This window comes from Agromyces sp. CCNWLW213 (assembly GCF_037199545.1).
Taxonomy (GTDB): domain Bacteria; phylum Actinomycetota; class Actinomycetes; order Actinomycetales; family Microbacteriaceae; genus Agromyces.
Map to the genome: position 1 here is coordinate 485643 of NZ_JBBBDX010000002.1, position 17026 is coordinate 502668.

The 17026-nt window shown below is 72.9% G+C and carries 19 protein-coding genes; 5 read left to right on the plus strand and 14 right to left on the minus strand.

All coding sequences use genetic code 11. The features are described 5' to 3' along the window. Nucleotides 1-126 precede the first annotated feature (126 nt). Both WBQ80_RS06525 and WBQ80_RS06530 read left to right on the plus strand, forming a co-directional pair. Nucleotides 127-750 carry a ClpP family protease gene (locus tag WBQ80_RS06525; RefSeq protein ID WP_336570405.1) on the plus strand — a complete coding sequence of 208 codons (624 nt, stop codon included), beginning with the start codon at nt 127-129 and terminating at the stop codon, nt 748-750. Then, nucleotides 747-1361, plus strand: a complete 615-nt coding sequence (locus tag WBQ80_RS06530; protein WP_336570406.1) for a ClpP family protease — start codon at nt 747-749, stop codon at nt 1359-1361. Before WBQ80_RS06525 ends, WBQ80_RS06530 begins: the two co-directional genes overlap by 4 nt. Nucleotides 1362-1382: 21 nt before the next feature. On the opposite strand, the gene WBQ80_RS06535 is transcribed toward WBQ80_RS06530, so the two are convergent. The 8 genes from WBQ80_RS06535 to WBQ80_RS06570 form a co-directional block, all read right to left on the minus strand. After that, a complete protein-coding gene (locus tag WBQ80_RS06535) occupies nt 1383-1856 on the minus strand; it encodes a helix-turn-helix domain-containing protein (RefSeq protein ID WP_336570407.1) in 474 nt (157 codons plus the stop codon). A 106-nt stretch (nt 1857-1962) separates the two neighbouring features. After that, a complete protein-coding gene (locus WBQ80_RS06540) occupies nt 1963-2265 on the minus strand; it encodes a DUF1540 domain-containing protein (protein ID WP_336570408.1) in 303 nt (100 codons plus the stop codon). 108 nt (nt 2266-2373) lie between these two features. Further along, nucleotides 2374-3129, minus strand: coding sequence for a hypothetical protein (locus WBQ80_RS06545; RefSeq protein ID WP_336570409.1), 756 nt, complete (start codon nt 3127-3129; stop codon nt 2374-2376). Nucleotides 3130-3140: 11 nt separating this feature from the next. Further along, on the minus strand, nt 3141-4211 hold the full coding sequence (locus WBQ80_RS06550; protein ID WP_337282498.1) for a GNAT family N-acetyltransferase: 1071 nt from the start codon (nt 4209-4211) through the stop codon (nt 3141-3143). Nucleotides 4212-4248: 37 nt separating this feature from the next. Then, on the minus strand, nt 4249-5586 hold the full coding sequence (locus WBQ80_RS06555; RefSeq protein WP_336570411.1) for an ABC transporter substrate-binding protein: 1338 nt from the start codon (nt 5584-5586) through the stop codon (nt 4249-4251). A 54-nt stretch (nt 5587-5640) separates the two neighbouring features. Then, a complete protein-coding gene (locus WBQ80_RS06560) occupies nt 5641-6447 on the minus strand; it encodes a carbohydrate ABC transporter permease (protein ID WP_442892659.1) in 807 nt (268 codons plus the stop codon). A gap of 128 nt (nt 6448-6575) precedes the next feature. Beyond that, entirely contained in the window at nt 6576-7526 is a 951-nt protein-coding gene (locus WBQ80_RS06565; RefSeq protein ID WP_336570413.1) for a carbohydrate ABC transporter permease, read from the minus strand. After that, the gene (locus WBQ80_RS06570) at nt 7523-9553 is read right to left on the minus strand and encodes a beta-galactosidase (protein WP_336570575.1); all 2031 of its coding nucleotides are present in this window, start codon (nt 9551-9553) and stop codon (nt 7523-7525) included. Before WBQ80_RS06570 ends, WBQ80_RS06565 begins: the two co-directional genes overlap by 4 nt. A 181-nt stretch (nt 9554-9734) precedes the next feature. Between WBQ80_RS06570 and WBQ80_RS06575 the strand changes: the two genes are divergently transcribed. Further along, nucleotides 9735-10757: a LacI family DNA-binding transcriptional regulator gene (locus WBQ80_RS06575; protein ID WP_336570414.1), complete on the plus strand. Its 1023-nt coding sequence runs from the start codon at nt 9735-9737 to the stop codon at nt 10755-10757. A 12-nt stretch (nt 10758-10769) separates the two neighbouring features. Here WBQ80_RS06575 and WBQ80_RS06580 read toward each other — a convergent pair whose 3' ends face one another. Continuing rightward, nucleotides 10770-11528, minus strand: coding sequence for an AraC family transcriptional regulator (locus WBQ80_RS06580; RefSeq protein WP_336570415.1), 759 nt, complete (start codon nt 11526-11528; stop codon nt 10770-10772). Between the two features lie 165 nt (nt 11529-11693). Here WBQ80_RS06580 and WBQ80_RS06585 point away from each other — a divergent pair, with 165 nt between their 5' ends. Then, nucleotides 11694-12635: a phytanoyl-CoA dioxygenase family protein gene (locus WBQ80_RS06585; RefSeq protein ID WP_336570416.1), complete on the plus strand. Its 942-nt coding sequence runs from the start codon at nt 11694-11696 to the stop codon at nt 12633-12635. On the opposite strand, the gene WBQ80_RS06590 is transcribed toward WBQ80_RS06585, so the two are convergent. Together WBQ80_RS06590 and WBQ80_RS06595 are read right to left on the minus strand one after the other, a co-directional pair. Continuing rightward, nucleotides 12625-13092, minus strand: coding sequence for a hypothetical protein (locus WBQ80_RS06590; protein ID WP_336570417.1), 468 nt, complete (start codon nt 13090-13092; stop codon nt 12625-12627). The genes WBQ80_RS06585 and WBQ80_RS06590 overlap by 11 nt on opposite strands. Further along, nucleotides 13089-13739, minus strand: a complete 651-nt coding sequence (locus tag WBQ80_RS06595) for an SDR family oxidoreductase (protein WP_336570419.1) — start codon at nt 13737-13739, stop codon at nt 13089-13091. The genes WBQ80_RS06590 and WBQ80_RS06595 overlap by 4 nt, the downstream gene beginning before the upstream one ends. 307 nt (nt 13740-14046) lie before the next feature. On the opposite strand from WBQ80_RS06595, the gene WBQ80_RS06600 reads away from it, so the two are divergent. After that, on the plus strand, nt 14047-14508 hold the full coding sequence (locus tag WBQ80_RS06600; RefSeq protein WP_337282499.1) for an NUDIX domain-containing protein: 462 nt from the start codon (nt 14047-14049) through the stop codon (nt 14506-14508). 84 nt (nt 14509-14592) lie between these two features. Here WBQ80_RS06600 and WBQ80_RS06605 read toward each other — a convergent pair whose 3' ends face one another. Genes WBQ80_RS06605 through WBQ80_RS06615 form a run of 3 tightly spaced genes read right to left on the minus strand, consistent with a single transcriptional unit; the run spans nt 14593 to nt 17014 of the window. After that, nucleotides 14593-15408: a nitroreductase family protein gene (locus WBQ80_RS06605; protein ID WP_336570423.1), complete on the minus strand. Its 816-nt coding sequence runs from the start codon at nt 15406-15408 to the stop codon at nt 14593-14595. 5 nt (nt 15409-15413) lie between these two features. Next, nucleotides 15414-15815: a hypothetical protein gene (locus WBQ80_RS06610; protein WP_336570424.1), complete on the minus strand. Its 402-nt coding sequence runs from the start codon at nt 15813-15815 to the stop codon at nt 15414-15416. Next, nucleotides 15812-17014, minus strand: a complete 1203-nt coding sequence (locus WBQ80_RS06615; protein ID WP_336570425.1) for an AI-2E family transporter — start codon at nt 17012-17014, stop codon at nt 15812-15814. Before WBQ80_RS06615 ends, WBQ80_RS06610 begins: the two co-directional genes overlap by 4 nt. Between the last annotated feature and the right edge of the window lie 12 nt (nt 17015-17026).

Here is a 17026-nt window from a genome sequence, read left to right on the forward strand (position 1 = left end):
AATCTAGCGCCACGACGCCATCCGGAGGCCGTCATCCGGCGAGTTCGGAGGCGCTCCGCCGAGGGCAGCACTGCCCTGGGCAGCGCCGGCGTCGGCGAGCCGCGGATGCGGAGAAGGCTGGGGGGCATGAGCGATCGCGAGACCCCACCCGTCCAGCCCATCGACGCCGAACTCACCCGGCGGCTCTTCCATGAGCGCATCATCGTGCTCGGCGACGAGCTCGACCAGGCCGGCGGCAACCGCATCTGCGCGCAGCTCGTGGCGCTCGCCGCCGACGACCCGCGACGCGACATCCGTTTCTGGATCAACTCGCCCGGCGGGTCGGTGCCGGCCATGCTGGCGATCCACGACGTCATGCGCGCGATCCCGAACGACGTCGCCACCATCGCCGTCGGCATGGCCGCGAGCGCCGGGCAGTTCCTGCTCACCGCGGGTACGCCCGGCAAGCGGGCCGCACTGCCGCACTCGCGGATCCTGCTGCATCAGGGCTCGGCGGGCATCGGCGGCACGGCGGTCGACATCGAGCTCCAGGCCGACGACCTGCGGCACACGCGCGACACCGTGCTCGGCCTCATCGCCCGGTACACCGGACAGACGGTCGAGCGGATTGCGCACGACTCGCTGCGCGACCGCTGGTACACGGCCGAGCAGTCGGTCGACTACGGCTTCATCGATCACGTCGCCGACCGGTTCGACGAGCTGTTCCCGCTCGAACCGCGCGCCGTCGCCGGACTGGGGGTGCCCGCATGAGCTCGTACGCGATCCCCTACGTCGTCGAGAAGCGCGGCGGCGTCGAGCGGTCGCTCGACGTCTACAGCCGGCTGCTCTCCGAGCGCATCGTCTACCTCGGCACCGAGATCGACGACGGCGTCGCCAACGTGCTCATCGCGCAGTTCCTGCACCTCGCGTCCGACTCGAGCGAGGCGCCGATCAGCCTCTACGTGAACTCCCCCGGCGGCTCGCCGGGCGCCGCGCTCGCGGTGTACGACACCATGCAGCACATCAGACCGGATGTCGCGACGACGTGCGTGGGCCGGGCCGGCGGGCCGGCCGCCGTGCTGCTCGCGGGCGGCGCGCGAGGGCAGCGCTCGATGCTCCCGCACAGCACGGTCACGCTGCACCAGCCGTCGACGCAGGGACGCGGCGCGGTGCCCGACCTGATCCTCCACGCCGACGAGGTGCTGCGGGTGCGGGCCGAGCTGGAGTCCGCCCTGGCCGCGGACACCGGCCGGTCGGCGGAAGCGATCCGCGTCGACACCGACCGCGACCTGATCCTCCCGGCCCGCGCCGCTGTCGACTACGGGATCGCCGACCAGGTGCTCGCCGCGCAGGCCGGCGCGGTGCCCGCACCCTGGCGGTGACGGCGCGCGCCGTCCGGCCGCTCAGGCGACGAGGAGGAACACCTCGGCGCCCGCGGCGCCGGGCGACGCGGACGTCGACCGGCGAACGTCGAGCCCGGGCTCCGCGAGGTCGATCATGACGGGCGGCACGCCGCGCGGCGCCGCTGGGGTCGCGTCCGGGCGGGCGACGCGTGCGTGCTCGGGTGCGGTCGTGCGCGCACCGGGTCGAGCCGCCGTCCGGGCGCCGAGGCGCCCGGCGACGCGCCCCACGACGTCGGCGAGGTCGAGCCCGAGCGCGTCGGAGACCGCACCGAGCACCTCGGACGACGCCTCCTTGCGCCCCCGCTCGACCTCGGAGAGGTACTGGGGCGAGACGCCCGCCGTCGCAGCGACCTCGGTCAGGATGCGGTCCTGGTCGAGGCGCTCCTCGCGGAGGACCTCGCCGAGTGCGTGCCGCCAGAGCGGACGCGTCGCGCGCGGCGGCTCGGCCTGCGGGAACTCGATCAGCCTGCCCATGCCCCGAGGGTACGCAGCGCTCCGCTCGCGCGACAGGGCGATCCGCTCACAGCAGAACGACCCCGGAGCCGGCGGCGGCGCAGCCGGTGCGGACGGCGCGCCGCGGTCAGCGCGGCTCGTACGTGAGGCAGTCCGCATCCACGGCGCCCGGACCGACCCGGACCGCCGTCGCGGTGCACTCGAGCGACTCGTTGTGCACGCACTCCGAGCGCTGGCAGGCGCCGACGTGCGAGATCACCTTGTCGAGGCCGCCCTTCGTGCCGAGCGGGATGAACGTCGCGCACTCGGCGTCGCCGACGCTGCCCGCGATCGTGACCGCCGCGGCGTGGCAGTGGGAATGGTCGTTGTACGAGCAACCGGTCACCGAGCATTCGGCGACGGCGGGCAGTTCGTCGAGCGTCATGCTCATGGTGACCTCCTGAGCTGGTGTCGGCCGGCAGGTGCGGGCGATGCTACTCCCGGGCGGGCCGTGCGACCAGACCCCGCGCGCGCGTCGCGGGCCTCCGACCGTCGGCGCTCACAGCAGCCACGGGTCGATGCCCGGGTCGTCGGCGCGCGGCGGGTCCGCGATCGCGGGGGGCGGCGGCATCCGTCGACGCGCGGCGGCCGCGGCCCGGCCCTGCACCGCGCCCTTCGCCCCGACCGAGCCCGCGCCCAACCGGATCAGCTCCTTCGCGCGGGGGCCTGTGGGGATGTCGCGCGGGAGGGCGCCCGCCGCGACGACCCAGCGCGGCAGCCCGAGCAGTCCGAGCACGCGCGCCAGCCGCTCCGACTCGTAGACGCTGTCGGGGTCGAGTTCCTCGCCGAGCAGGTCGGCGAGCTCGTCCGCGGCATCCGCGCGGCCCACCGCCTCGGCGAACGCTGACGCGTGCTCGACGCCGTAGGGCTCGTCGACGACCGCGTCGTCGGCGCCCGGTTCCTGCGACGGGTCGCTCGAGTAGCGGCCCAGCTCGTCCGCGCCACGGAACGCGGCGAGCACGAGCTGACGGTCGAGCCGCACGCGCGCGACCACCACCACGGTGTGCAGCGCCGCGGCGAGCGCCGCCCCGACCTCGAGCACGCCGCTGCGGCCGGTCGCGACCGTCCCGTCGCCGGGGTCGCCGAGCGCGACGACCCATCCCGAGTCGGCCGGCGCGACCCAGCCCGTGAAGCGGATGCCGCGGAGCGCGTCGACCACGAGCGACGCGTCGCCCACGCGCACGACGGCCGCGCCGTAGGTCTCGCCGATCGGTCCCCCGCCGTCCGGCGTGCTGCCCGGGATCGCGTACGTCACGTCGGTCCTCCTCAGTATTCCCGCACGTGGCTCGCGTGCCCGTGCGTGACCACGTACCCCATGCCCGCGTAGAGGCGCAGTGCGCCGGTCGGGTTCTCGGCGTCGACGTCGAGCGTGGAGCGCTCGAGCCCGTCGGCCGCCGCGGCCGCGAGGTGGTGCGCGAGCAGCACCCGCGCGAGGCCGCGCCCGCGGTGCCCGCGGACGACGCCCACGAGCCGGACGTAGGCGGACGTGAAGCCCTGACCGGCCCAGTCCTCCTCGTTCCGGAGGGCGATGACGAACGCCACGACCTGCTCGGCCCCCAACACCGGATCCGGCGCGACCGCGAGGAACGACAGGGCCGGGGCGAGCGCCGACTCGGCCGTCATCGCGCGCCAGCTCTCGGCGTCCGTCGACTGGCTGCCCCAGTGGTCGGCGAACGCCGCGTTGCGGGCGAGCCGCGCCGACTCGGACCACCGCTCCGCCCAGGGCTCGACGCGAAGGCCGTCGGGCGTCGCGCGGGGCGCCTCGATCGGCGCGGACAGGTCGCGCTCGAGCGTCGAGAAGTGCCGAGCGACGTGGAGGCCGGCGCGGTCCAGGAGCGCCGCGGCATCCGTCACGCCCTGCTCGACGTAGGCCATGACCCATCCGGGCAGGCGCTCGCCGCTCTCGGCGAGCTGCTCGCGGGCCCGGCCGAGCTGCCAGTCGAGCAGCGCTCGGCCGATGCCGCGGCGCCGGAAGCCCGGGTGGACGCCGCCGAGCACCAACGAGCGCACCTTGGTCTCGCGGCCGGGCGGGCACATCACGAGGCCGTGCGCGATCGCACGACCGTCATGGGCGTGGCCGACGAGCGTGTCGCGGGCGACGTCGACGTGCGAGAGACCGAACGCCTCCGCGAGCTCGTCGCGGCGCTGGGTCCAGTGCGGATGGTCGACCTCGGCGATCGCGGCGTGGAGGTCGACCAGCGCGTCGAGGTCGGACGGCGCGGCAGGGCGCCACGTCGCGACATCCGGATGCGGCGCGGCCGTCGGCGGCACGACCGGCCCGACCCGCTCGGCGAGCATGGTCGGCGGCGTCGGCGGCATCGTCGTCGAGTGGTCCATCGTTCGATCGTGGCACGGGCCGGTTCGAGGCGGAGCGTTACTCCGCGACCGGGATGGACTGGGCCTCGAGCGCGTCGATGGTCGACGACTGGCCCTTCTCGAGTGCCTCCATCAGGGTGCTGCTGCCGGATGCGGCGGCCTTGAACCCGTCGGAGACGTCGGCGTAGGTCTGCGTCATGGTCGGACCCCAGACGAAGTCGGGGCTGACCTGCGCGGCCGCCTCGGCGAACACGTCGTAGATGGGCTGGCCGCCGTAGAACTCGACGCCCTCCTTCAGCACGGGCAGCTCGAGGCCGGCCTCGGTGGCCGGGTAGATCTGCGCCGTCTGGTTGAGCGACGTGAGCGCCTCCTCGGAGGTGTTCAGCCAGAGCGCGAACTTCGCCGCCTCGTAGAGGTGCTCGGTGCCGTTGAACACGGCGATGGAGGAGCCGCCCCAGTTGCCGGCGACCGCGTCGCCCTCGTTCCACTGCGGTGCGAGCGCGACCGACCAGTTGCCCGCCGTGTCCGGCGCGCCCGACAGGATCGAGTTGGCGCCCCAGACGGCCGAGTTCCAGGTCCAGACCTCACCGGAGTTGTAGGCGTTGTTCCACTCGTCGGTCCACGCCGGGTAGGTCGACACGAGGTCGTTCTCGATCAGGTCCTGCCAGTACTCGGCGACCGTCATCGACTCCTCGCTCGTCAGCTCGACGTCCCACGCCTCGCCGTCGTTGCCGAACCACTGGCCGCCCGCCTGCCAGACGAAGCCGGCGAACTGGTTGATGTCGGTCTGCGAGAAGTTCGTGATGTAGCCGCCCTGCTCGCGGATCGTCACGGCCGCCGCACGGTACTCCTCCCACGTGGTCGGCACCTCGATGCCGGCCTGCTCGAAGAGGTCGCTGCGGTAGAACAGCGCCATCGGGCCCTGGTCCTGCGGGATGCCGTAGACCTCGTCCTCGGTGCCGAGCGTGACCTGGCCCCAGGTCCAGTCGAGGAACTGGTCCTCGGCGGCGAGCACGTCCTCGCACGCGCCGAGGTTCACGAGGCCGTCCTGCACGCGGAAGTTCGGCAGTGCGTCGTACTCGATCTGGCCGAGGTCGGGGGCGTTGCCCGCCTCGAGCTGGTTGAAGAAGTTCTGGTACGTGCCGGCGTTGCCCGAGGGGCCGGTCTGCACCTCGACCTGGATGTCCGGGTTCTCCTCGTTCCAGATCGCGACGGCGTCCTCGATGCCGGGGATCCAGCTCGTGAACGTGAGCGTGACGTCCTCGCCCGCGGGCTCGCAGGACGCCGCGGCGTCGTCGCCGCCGCCGGTGCTCGCGCCGCCCGCGGCGCACCCGGTCAGGGCGAGCGCGGCGGAGGTGAGCAGGGCTGCGGTGACCGCTCGTTTCGTGTGACGCATGGTTTCCTCTTCTCGGTGGGGTGGTTGCGACCCGGATGCCCCCGGGCGGGGTGTCTACTTCAGGGAGCCGGCACCGAGGCCGGTGCGCCAGTAGCGCTGAAGCAGCAGGAACGTGATGATCAGCGGGATGATCGAGAGCAGCGACCCGACGAGCACGTAGGTGCGCAGCTCGGGGAACTGGTTGATGGTCGAGTTCCAGGCGTAGAGCCCGTAGGTGACGGGGAACAGCTCCTCGCTGCGCAGCATGATGAGCGGCAGGAAGAAGTTGTTCCAGATGGTCACGAACTGGAACAGGAACACCGTGATGAGCGCGGGGAACATGAGGCGGATCGACACGGTGAAGAAGGTGCGGATCTCCCCCGCGCCATCCAGACGGCTCGCCTCGAGCAGCTCGTCGGGCACGGAGGCCTCGGCGAAGACGCGCGAGAGGTACACGCCGAACGGGCTCACGACGCTCGGCAGGAACACGGCCCAGAACGTGTCGGTGAGCTGCACCCGGCTGAAGAGCAGGAACAGCGGCAGCGCCAGTGCGGTGGCCGGCACGAGCACCCCGCCGAGCACGACGTTGAAGATCGTCTCGCGGCCGGGGAAGCGGTACTTCGCGAGGGCGTAGCCGCACATCGCCGCGAGGATCGTCGCGACGACCGCGCCGAGGCCGGCGTAGAGGAGGCTGTTGAGGATCCACTTCAGGTACACGCCGTCGCGGTACGCGAACAGGTCGCCGATGTTCTCGAACAGGCGGAAGTCGGCGAACCACAGCGGGTTGGTGCTGAAGAGGTCGCCGCGCTCCTTGGTGGAGGCCACGAGCAGCCACCAGATCGGCACGAGGAAGTACAGCGTGAAGACCGCCATGACGAGCATGGCGCCCGTGCGCGAGAGGATGCTCTCCCGCGGTCCCCGTCCGATCGTCGGCAGGTCGCCGTGACGGTCGACGCCGCGCGGGTTGACGGCCGGGGTGGCGGAGGTCGCGTCCGGGCCGATCGCGGTGCTCATGCGTCCGCTCCCTTCCGTCGGGTGAGTCGCAGGAACGTGAACGACAGGATGAACGTGGCGAGCGCGAGCACGACCGAGAAGGCGGCGGCGAGCGACACGTTGGGCACCGCGCTGGTCGCGTAGATCGTCATGTTCGGCGTGTAGGTGCTCGTGACGGCCGAGCTGAACGACCGGAACGTCTGCGGCTCGGCGAGGAGCTGGAGCGTGCCGATGATCGACAGCACGGCCGTGAGCACGAGGGCGGGACGCACGAGCGGGATCTTGATCGACCACGCGATGCGGGCCTGCCCGGCTCCGTCGATGCGGGCCGCCTCGTAGATCTCCTGCGGGATGGCCAGCAGCGTCGAGTAGATGATGAGCATGTTGTAGCCGACGAACACCCACGTCACGACGTTCGCGATGGCCCAGAGGACGAAGTCGGCCGAGAGCAGGTTCACCTGGCTCGTGAGCGCCTCGAACGGCGACAGGTTCGGCGAGTACAGGAAGCCCCACATGATCGCCGCGATGACGCCCGGCACCGCGTACGGCGCGAAGAAGGCGAGGCGGAAGAACTTCTTGCCGCGGATGAGCGGCGAGTCGAGCAGCAGTGCGAAGAGCAGCGCGAGTCCGAGCATGACCGGCACCTGCACGACGCCGAAGACCAGCACCCGGCCGACCGAGGTCCAGAACGCCTCGTTCTGGAACACGAGCGCGTACTGCTGGAATCCGCCGAACACCTCGGTGGCGGCGCCGTACGTGCCCTCGCGCTCGACGACGAGCATCGACTGCCAGATCGCCACGGCGATCGGCACGAGGTAGAAGAGCACGAACAGGATGCCGAACGGCGCGACGAACGCGAGGATCGCGCCCGGGTGCTGCACCTTGCGGCGGACCGCCTTGGGTCGGCCGCCCCCGCGGCCGCGTGCGGCGTCGCGCGTGCCGGTCGGGGTGGTCACGGGAGCGGTCATTCCGCGCCCTCCTCTCTGATCACTCGGACGGCGCCGCCGGGCACCACGAGGCCCCCGTCGACGACGGCTCCGGTCACGAGCTCGGTGCCGCGCACGGCGACCTCCGCGTCGTCGACGCCGTGGTTGACGACGAACGTGTACGCGCGGCCCTCGCCGGCTCGACGCGTGATCTCGACGTCGGCCGACGCCCCCGGCGCAGGGGTCGCCCCGGCGCCCTCGACCGCGCGCGCGACGAGCGCGCGCAGGTCGTCGCGTCCGAGCAGCGTGCCCACGTACCAGGCGTCGCCGGCACCGTCGGTCCCGGAGCGTCGCGTCACCGCAGGGCGGCCGGCGGCGGGGCCGTCGGCGAAGCGGTCGAGCACCGCGGCATCCGTCGCTTCGAGCCGGTCGGCCCAGAGGGACGCCGTGGCGCCCGACTCGAGCGCGATGGGCGTGCCGGGGAGCACGGGCGCGAACTCCTCGACCCGGATGCCGAGCAGGTCGCGCCACGCACCCGGGTAGCCGCCGGGCCGCACGCGATCGTGCTCGTCGACGATGCCGCTGTAGAACGTCACGAGGGCGTGGGTGCCGGATGCCACGGCGGCGTCGAGCGCGGGCGCGTCGGCGTCCGAGACGAGGTAGAGGCCCGGGACGACGACGAGCCGGTAGTCGCCGAGGTCGGCGCCGGGCCGGACCACGTCGACGGTCACGCCGAGGTCGTGGAGCGCGCCGTAGAGCGCGTGCACCTGGTCGAGGTACTCGATCGCGTGCGTGGGGCGGGTCTCGGCGTCCGAGGCCCACCAGGACTCCCACGAGAAGAGCAGGGCGACGTCGGCCTGCACGCGCGTTCCCGCGACCTCGTCGAGTGCGCCCACGACGCGGCCCAGCTCGGTGACCTCGCGCCACAGCTCGGAGTCGGTGCCGGCGTGGGGCACGAGCGCGGAATGGAACTTCTCGGACCCCTGGAGGGACGCGCGCCACTGGAAGAAGCAGACGGCGTCGGCGCCCCTGGCGACGTGCGCGAGGGAGTTGCGGGCCAGCTGCCCCGGCTCCTTCGCGAGGTTGACCGGCTGCCAGTTGACCGAGCCGGTGGAGTGCTCCATGAGCAGCCAGGGCTCGCCGCCCGCGAGTCCGCGGGTCAGGTCGGCGGCGAACGCGAGCTCGGTGCGCGGTTCGCCGAGGCGGTGGTCGAGGTAGTGGTCGTTGGCGACGACGTCCATGTCGGCGGCCCACGACCAGTAGTCGAGGTTGCGGATGTGGGCGGTCACCATGAAGTTCGTCGTGATCGGCAGCTCGCTGTGCCGGCGGACGACGGCGGCCTCGGCGCGGTAGTGGTCGAGGAGCTGCTCGGACGAGAACCGGTGGAAGTCGAGCACCTGGCCCGGGTTGCGGCTCGAGAGCGTGAGCTTGGGCGTGAGGATCTCGTCCCAGTCGGTGTAGCGCTGGCTCCAGAAGCTGGTCCCCCACGCACGGTTCAGCTCGTCGATCGTGCCGTGGCGCTCGCGCAGCCATCGGCGGAACGCACGGGTGCTCTCGTCGCAGTGGCACAGGGCGTTGTGGCAGCCGAGCTCGTTCGACACGTGCCACAGCGCGACGGCGGGGTGCGCGCCGTACCGCTCGGCCACGGCGCCGACGAGCGCGAGCGCGTAGCGGCGGAACGTGGGCGAGCTCGGGCACCAGGCCTGCCGGCCGCCGGGGAACCGGGTCGTGCCGTCGTCGACGACCGGGAGGATCTCCGGATGGCGGGTCGTGAGCCACGGCGGCGGGGACGCGGTGCCGGTGCCGAGGTTGACCCGGATGCCGGCGTCGTGCAGCAGTCCGATGACCTCGTCGAGGGCGTCGAACTCGAACCCGCCGTTCGGCGCCTGGAGGGAGGCCCAGCCGAAGATGTTGACCGCGACGAGGTCGACCCCCGCCTCGCGCATGAGCGCGACGTCCTCGCGCCAGACGGCCGGGTCCCACTGCTCGGGGTTGTAGTCGCACCCGAAGGCGATGCCCTGGTGCTGGAAGCGGGGGCGGGCGGCGGCGGGCGCAGGCTCGGCCTGCAGCGGCGGGATCGGCGCCAGCGTCGTCGCGTGGTGGTCCACGGTGCTCCCGGTGATCGTCGTTGATTCTGTGAACGTGCACAGTTTTGCCTGAGCGGTCCGCCGCGGCGATTTCTGTGAACGTACACAGAATGACATCGTGTTGCGACCGTGTCAACACCTCCGCCCGGATACAGTGAGTCGCATGACGACGAGGCCGACGCGATCCAAGCGCGCCACCGTGCACGACGTGGCCCTCGAGGCCGGCGTCTCGCGCGGCACCGTCAGCCGCTACGTCAACGGCGAGCGCTACGTCTCCGCCGCCGCTCGCGAGGCGATCGAGGCCGCGATCGCGAAGGTCGGCTACGTGCCCAACACCGCGGCGCGCAACCTCGTCATGCAGCGCACCCAGGCGGTCGGCTTCATCGTGCACGAGCCGCACTCGCTCTTCGTCGAGGATCCCAACATCGGCGAGATCCTGCTGGGCGCGAACGCCCTCCTCTCCGAGGCCGACCACCAGATGGCCGTGCTCATCGTCGACACCGAGCGCGACACCGACCGGGTCGCGAGATACCTCTCGGGCGGCCTCGTCGACGGCGTGATCATCGTCTCGGCGCGAGCCGACGATCCCATCACGCGCGTCGTCGAACGCCTGCAGATGCCCGCCGCGTACGTCGGGCATCCGCCCGGCGCGGCGAGCACCGCCTCGTTCGTCGTCATCGACAACCGCGGCGCCGCGCGCTCGATCACCGAGCGGCTCGCCGCGACCGGGCGCCGGCGCATCGGCATGATCGCGGCCGCACTCGACCGCGACTCCGGCGCCGACCGGCTCACCGGGTTCCGGGCGGCGCTCGGCGACCGGTTCGACCAGACGCTCGTCGAACCCGTGCCGCTCTACTCCTACTCGGCCGGCCGCGACGGCATGCGCCGGCTGCTCGAGCGAGCGCCCGACCTCGACGGCGTGTTCGCCGCCTCCGACGCGGTCGCGGCGGGCGCGATCGAGACGCTCAAGGAGGCGGGGCGCCGCGTCCCCGAGGACGTCGGCGTCGTGGGGTTCGACGACAGCGCCTGGGCACGCCGCACGACGCCGCGGCTCTCGACCGTGCGCCAGCCGGCCGCGGGACTCGGCGCCGAGGCGGCTCGCCTCGTGCTCGCGCGGCTCCGCGGCGAGGACCTGCCGGCCGAGCAGCGCCTGGACTGCGAGATCGTCTGGCGCGAGTCGGCCTGACCCCGACGCCCCTCAGCCGCGCAGGCGCCGACGATACGCCGCCGGCGGCGCTCCGCAGCGCTCGCGGAACCGCGCGTAGAACTGGCTCTGCGACCGGAAGCCCGCCGCGTGCCCGACCTCCGGCACGGGCAGGTCGGACGTGAGCAGCAGGTGCTGCGCGCGCGCCACGCGGCACTGCGCGAGGTACTCGCCCATCGTGATGCCGAGCGCACGGCGGAACACCGTCATCGCGTGCTGCGGCGCGAGGTGGACGTGCGACGCCACGTCGTCCATGCGCACGTCGTCGGCGGCGTGCTCCGAGATCCAGGCGGCCATCGCGGCGGCGTCCGGCCGGATGGCGGCACCCCGGGCCGTGCCCGCCGCGGTCGCCTCGGCGTCCGTCGCAGCGAGGGCCGCGCGCCGCGCGAAGCCCTCGATCTCGGCGGTTGCCGCGCGGCGCGCCTCGCCGCCCGCGGCCAGCTCGCCCGCCCACACGTCGACGCGCTCCGCCAGCTCGAGCCCCGGACGCTCGGCCACGAGCGCGAAGCCGCCGCCGAGCAGGCGTCCGACCAGCCCGCCCGGCAGCCCCCACCCGAGCGCCGTGCCCAGGGGCACCGTCAGCCACGACACGAGGCTCCGCGAGGCGTCCGTCACGAGCTGATGGGGTCGCGCCGCCCAGAACACGGCCAGCGTGCCGGGCGGGATGGCCACGGTCCGCCCGTCGACGAGGTACTCGAGCCGGCCCGGCGACACGTCGAACTCGAGGTCGTCGTGCCGGTGTGCGAGCGTCATCGCCTCGGGCGCCCCCCGCCAGCACGCGAGCCCGAACGATGTCGAGCCGTGTCTGGTTTCCGCCCCATCGGATCGCATGATCCCGGAATTCTCGCACACGAGGCGAGAAGAGCTGCGCGATCCTCGCCTCTAGCGTGGAAGCGACCACGACCGGAAGGACGAACGATGACCATCGCCGACGCCGCCGCGCACGCGGCATCCGTCGCCCCCGACCACCACCTGACGCCCGAGCAGGTGCGCTTGTTCGACGAGCACGGCTACCTCGTGCTGCGCGGGCGGATCCCCGCCGCGACCCTCGCACGCCTGCAGGAGGCGGCCGACGCCTGGATCGCCGACGGCCGAGCCCTCGACGAGGGCGACGCCGCGGCATCCGACTACCAGTGGGCGACGCGGGGCGGCGAGCGCCGCATGTTCCGCGTCGACTACCTGCACGCCAAGGGGCAGGCGGCGTCGCTCGAGCTGCTCGGCAGCCCCGCCGTGCTCGGCATCGCCGAGAGCCTCGCCGGTCCCGACCTCGTGCCGACCTACGAGTCGCTCGTGTTCAAGGACGAGGGCGACGGCGCCGCGATCGACTGGCACCAGGACGCGGTGCACCCGCGCACGCACCGCATCTTCAACATCGACGTCTACCTCGACGCGTCGCGCGCCGGCGAGGGCGCGCTGCGCGTGGCGCCCGGCTCGCACCTCGCGCCCGTCGACGTCTGCCAGCTGCAGGAGGAGTTCGGATGGGACGCGCCCGGCGTCATCCAGGTCGAGCTCGAGCCGGGCGACGTGCTCGTGCACGACGTCATGGTCGTGCACGGCTCCGAGGCGGTCACCGGCAACCGGCTCCGCCGGACGATCTACTACGAGTTCCGCCCCGCCGAGCAGATCCTCGCCGAGGGGCCGTGGGACGCCGAGTGGATCGACCGGCGCCTGCGCCTGCTGCCGGTCGCGCTGCGCGAGCACGCCCGGGCGAACCCGGATGCCACGCCGTTCGCGTGGAACGTCGACCCGGCGCTGCGGCCGCAGGCGAGCGACGACGACGCGGCCGAGCTGCGCATCGCGCACCTCGTGCACTCCCCCGGCTCGTACTGCAGCGCGGGGAGCGTGCCGTTCACGTCGTGAGGCCGCCGTCGCCGAGGCGCGCGCGCCCCTGCTCGGAGAGCGCGGCGGACCGCGTGAGCTTCGCGATGTACTCGACCCGCCGGAACCGCAGCGCCGACCAGTCCTCGTCGATCGCGACCTGCCGCACCGGCTCGAACCCGGCCGCGCCGAGGGCCGCCCAGCCCGTGTCGCGGTTGAACTCGCACGTGTAGCGCTTCGACGAGCCCTTCGGGTACGCGACCCACACCGTGGCGTCGCCCTCGGTGGCGCGCGAGACGGCCTCGGCGAACGCGTCGACCTCGTGCTGCTTCGTCGCGAAGGCCATCGCGAAGGTCGCGCCCGCGACGCCGTCGAGCGAGCGCACCACGGCGTTCGTCTCGGCGACCTCGGCGAGTTCCGGCTCGAACGAGGCGGGTGCGTCGATCACGTGCACGGGCCGATCGCCCGTGAGGTTCAGCTTGCGGAAGATCGCGTTCACGACGCCACCCGGAGCGCGTCGGCGATCGGGGTGTCGCCGTTGTTGAAGCGGATGGTGCGCCCGATCGTCGCCGGCTCGTCGAGGGTCGCGACCACGACGGCCGCGACATCCGCCCGGTCGACCTGGCCGCTCTCCTCGCCGGTCGCGTCGATGCGACCCGTGCCGGGCCCGTCGGCGAGCGTCGACGGGCCGAGGATGGTGTACTCGAGCCCGGTCGTGCGCAGGTGCTCGTCGGCGTCGGCCTTCGCGTCGGCGTAGTGCCGGAACGCGCTGTCGGCGGGAACCCGGTGGTCGACCCGCGAGCCGAAGTACGACACCATCACGTACCGTCGCACGCCCGCGCGCTCGGCGGCGTCCATCGAGCGCACCGCCGCGTCGTGGTCGACCGCGCGGGTGCGCTCGGGGTCGCCCCCGCCGGCGCCCGCCGACCAGACCACGGCGTCGTGCCCGGCGATGAGCTCGGCGAGCCCGTCGACGTCGAGGGCCTCGACATCCGCCACCACCGGGTTCGCCCCGGTCGCCTCGACGTCGGGCGCGTGGTCGGGGTTGCGGATCACGGCGTCCACCTCGTCGCCCCGCTCGGCCAGCAGCCGCTCGACCTGCAGCGCCACCCGCCCGTGCCCTCCGATGACCAGCACCTTCGACATCCGTCGCCCCCTTCGTCGGTTGCCTCGAGCGTAGCCTCCCCGTCCCAGGACGGCGGGGGCCGCTCGGGGCGGTTCCGTCCGATCGGTCCCGGGCGCCTCCGTCGTCCGCGAACCGCGGGTCGGGGGTGGCCCGAGCCCGACCGGCCCGGCAGAATGGGCCCATCACACGGGGAGGTGCGGATGGACATCGACATCGAGACGGTGCTCTGGCTCGCGATCGGGGGAATCGTGGTGGTCGGCGGCATCCTCGCGGCCGCCGCACTGTGGTCGTTCGTCAAGCCGAGGTGAGCCCGGGGCGATCGTGCCGGTGACGAGCGCGGGCATCCTGCTCTTCAGCCGCGCGCCGACCCTGCAGGTGTTCGTCGCGCACATGGGCGGTCCGTTCTGGGCGAAGCGGCACGAGCAGGCGTGGTCGATCCCGAAGGGGCTGCTCGAGCCCGGCGAGTCGCCCCTGTCCGCGGCGCTGCGCGAGTTCGGCGAGGAGACCGGCACGGCTGCGCCATCCGTGGACTACGTCGACCTCGGCACCGTGCGGGCGTCCTCGGGGAAGGTGCTGCACGTGTTCGCGGGCGAGGCGCCCGGATTCGAGCTCGACGAGCTCCGCCCCGGCCTGTTCGAGATGGAGTGGCCGCCGCGCTCGGGACGCACGGCCGCGTTCCCCGAGATCGACGAGGCCCGGTGGGCGGATGCCGCGGAGGCGCGCACCCTGCTCGTGAAGGGCCAGCTCGCGGCGATCGACCGCCTCGAGGCGCACCTCGCCGCGCACTGAGCGGAGGAGATCGCGCGGAGCGGCGGACCCGACCGCGCGGACGGCCCTCCCGTCCGCGCGAAGTCCTCCCGCGGCGCCGACCGGCTACGCGCCGTCGGCCCGCTGCAGGGGCTCGTCCCACCCGGTCTGCGGCGTGTCGCAGGTCTCGCGGAACACGACCTGCGACGGCAGCTTGCGCTCGTGGCTGACCCAGTCGATCGCCGGCCTCCGCTGCTCGACGGGCACGTAGCCGAGCCGGTACACGGCCATGAGCTCGAGTTCGCCGGGCACACGCAGCAGCCGCACGATCTCCTCCCAGCGGCCCGGCACCTCCATCGGGAACGAGATGAACTGGATCCCCATGCCGAGCTCGACCGTCGTGAGCCAGACGTTCTCCATCGCGGCGCCCATGCTGAACACCGAGTAGAACGACGACAGCTGCCCGGGGCGGTACTCCGACCGGTCGAGCATCACGCCCATCAGCAGGGGCGAACCCGCGACGAGCCTGCGGTTCTCCTCGCCGAGGGTCTTCGGCACCCCGAACGTGTTCATGAGCTTCTGCCCGCGCTTCGTGAAGACCTGGGAGGTGAACGGCCGCAGCGCCGCGGGGAGCCGGTCGAACAGCATCCCCGACCGCTTCTCCTCCATCTCCGCCTGGCTGAAGCGGAAGTACGGCTTGTACCGCTCGAAGAACGTGCCGTTCGACATCGCCTCGGTCATGCTCTCGCCCGAGATGCGCGCGATGGCCTCGATCGTCGAGCGGTCCTCGATGAGCACGAACCGCCACGGCTGGCTGTTGAGCTGGCTCGGGGCGCGCCCCGCCGCCTCGATGAGCGTGCGCTGGTGCTCCTCGGAGACGGGGTCGGGCAGGAACGGCCCGTTCGTGGTCTTCCGGCGGCGGATGGCGTCGAGCAGTTCCATGCGGGCTACCTCCTGGCTCGGATGGCGGCGGCGGCGATGAACGGCGCCGCGGTGAGGGCGATCAGCGGATGCCGCCGCGTGTGCGTCCCCGCGTACGGGATGACGGCGAGCGGAACGAACGCGGGCAGGAGGGTCGCGGCCGCAGCGCCCGCCGCCTCGCGCGGGCGGCCCCACCACGCCGTGGAGAACGCGGCGGCCGACATCGCGACCGTCGTGAGGTAGAGCGCGTGGTGCACCCATCGGAAGTCCCGCGTGTCGATGACGCGCAGCGCGACGGACGCGCCCAGCGCGGCGTTCGCGGCGTAGCTCGTCGCGGCGGCCGCGAACAGCGCCGGAGCGGCATGCGGGACGCGCCCGACCGCGCCCGCCGGGCGCGACGGGCGTCGCCGGCGCGACTCGCGACTCACGCGACCGTGGTCCCGCCCGCGGAGTCGGCCTTCAGCTCCTTCACCCTGCGACGCCTGAGGCGGAGCGGCCGGCGTTCGTCGATCGAGGGGTCCTCGCCCTCCCACACCTTGACGATCGCCCAGCCGACCGCCGTGAGCGGCACCGCGAGCACGGCCCCCACGATCCCGCCGAGGATGGTGCCGGCGGTCAGGGCGACGAGGATGACCAGCGGGTGGAGCTTGAGCGACTGCGCCATCACGACCGGCTGGAGCAGGTCGCCCTCGAGCTGGTTCACGACGATGACGATGCCCACCACGATGAGGGCGACGACCGGCCCGTTGGCGACGAGGGCGACGAGCGCCGCGAGGATGCCCGCGACGGTGGCGCCCACGAGCGGGATGAACGCGGTGAGGAACACGATGACCGCGAGGGGAAGGGCGAGCGGAACCTGGAGCACGGCGAGGCCGATGCCGATCGCGACCGCGTCGACGAGGGCGATGATCGCGGTGCCGCGCACGTAGCCGCCGAGCACCTTGACGCTCGTGGTCCCGACGCGGCGTCCCCGCTCGAGCCGTTCCCCCGAGAAGGGGCGCATGAAGAACGCCCAGATCCGGTCGCCGTCCTTGAGGAAGAAGAACAGCACCACCAGCATGAGGATGAGCCCGGTGACGAACTCGGTCGCCTGCGTCACTCCGGTGAGCGCGCGTTGTCCGAACTCGGCGCTCGTGACGAACTCGATGATCGAGTCGCGCGCGTCGTCGATCTGCTGCTGGTCGATCGGGAACGGCAGTTCCTGCACCCAGCCGAGCAGGTCCTCGAACCCCTCGGTCGCCGACTCCACGAGGCTCTCCCACTGCCCCCGGACGGCGAAGACGATGAGCGTGACGATGCCGCCGAGGATCAGGATGCCGCCGAGCAGCGTCGACCATGCGGCGAGCATGGGCGACCAGCCCTTGCGCCGGAGGAAGGCGATCAGCGGAGCAGCCGCCGCCGCGAGGATCAGCGCGATGAGCACCGGGATCACGAGCAGCCGCACCTGCAGCAGCGCCCACACCGCGAGCGCGGCGAGGGCCGTGACCACCAGGATCTGGGTGCTGCGGATCGCCCACCGTCCGAGGCGGTCGTTCCAGATGGGGCCGCCGGCGCCGCGTCGCACCTCGTCGCCGGTGGCGTCGTCCGCGAGGTCCGCGGACCCGTCTCGTCCTCTGCCGAAGATCATGGCTCGACCCTA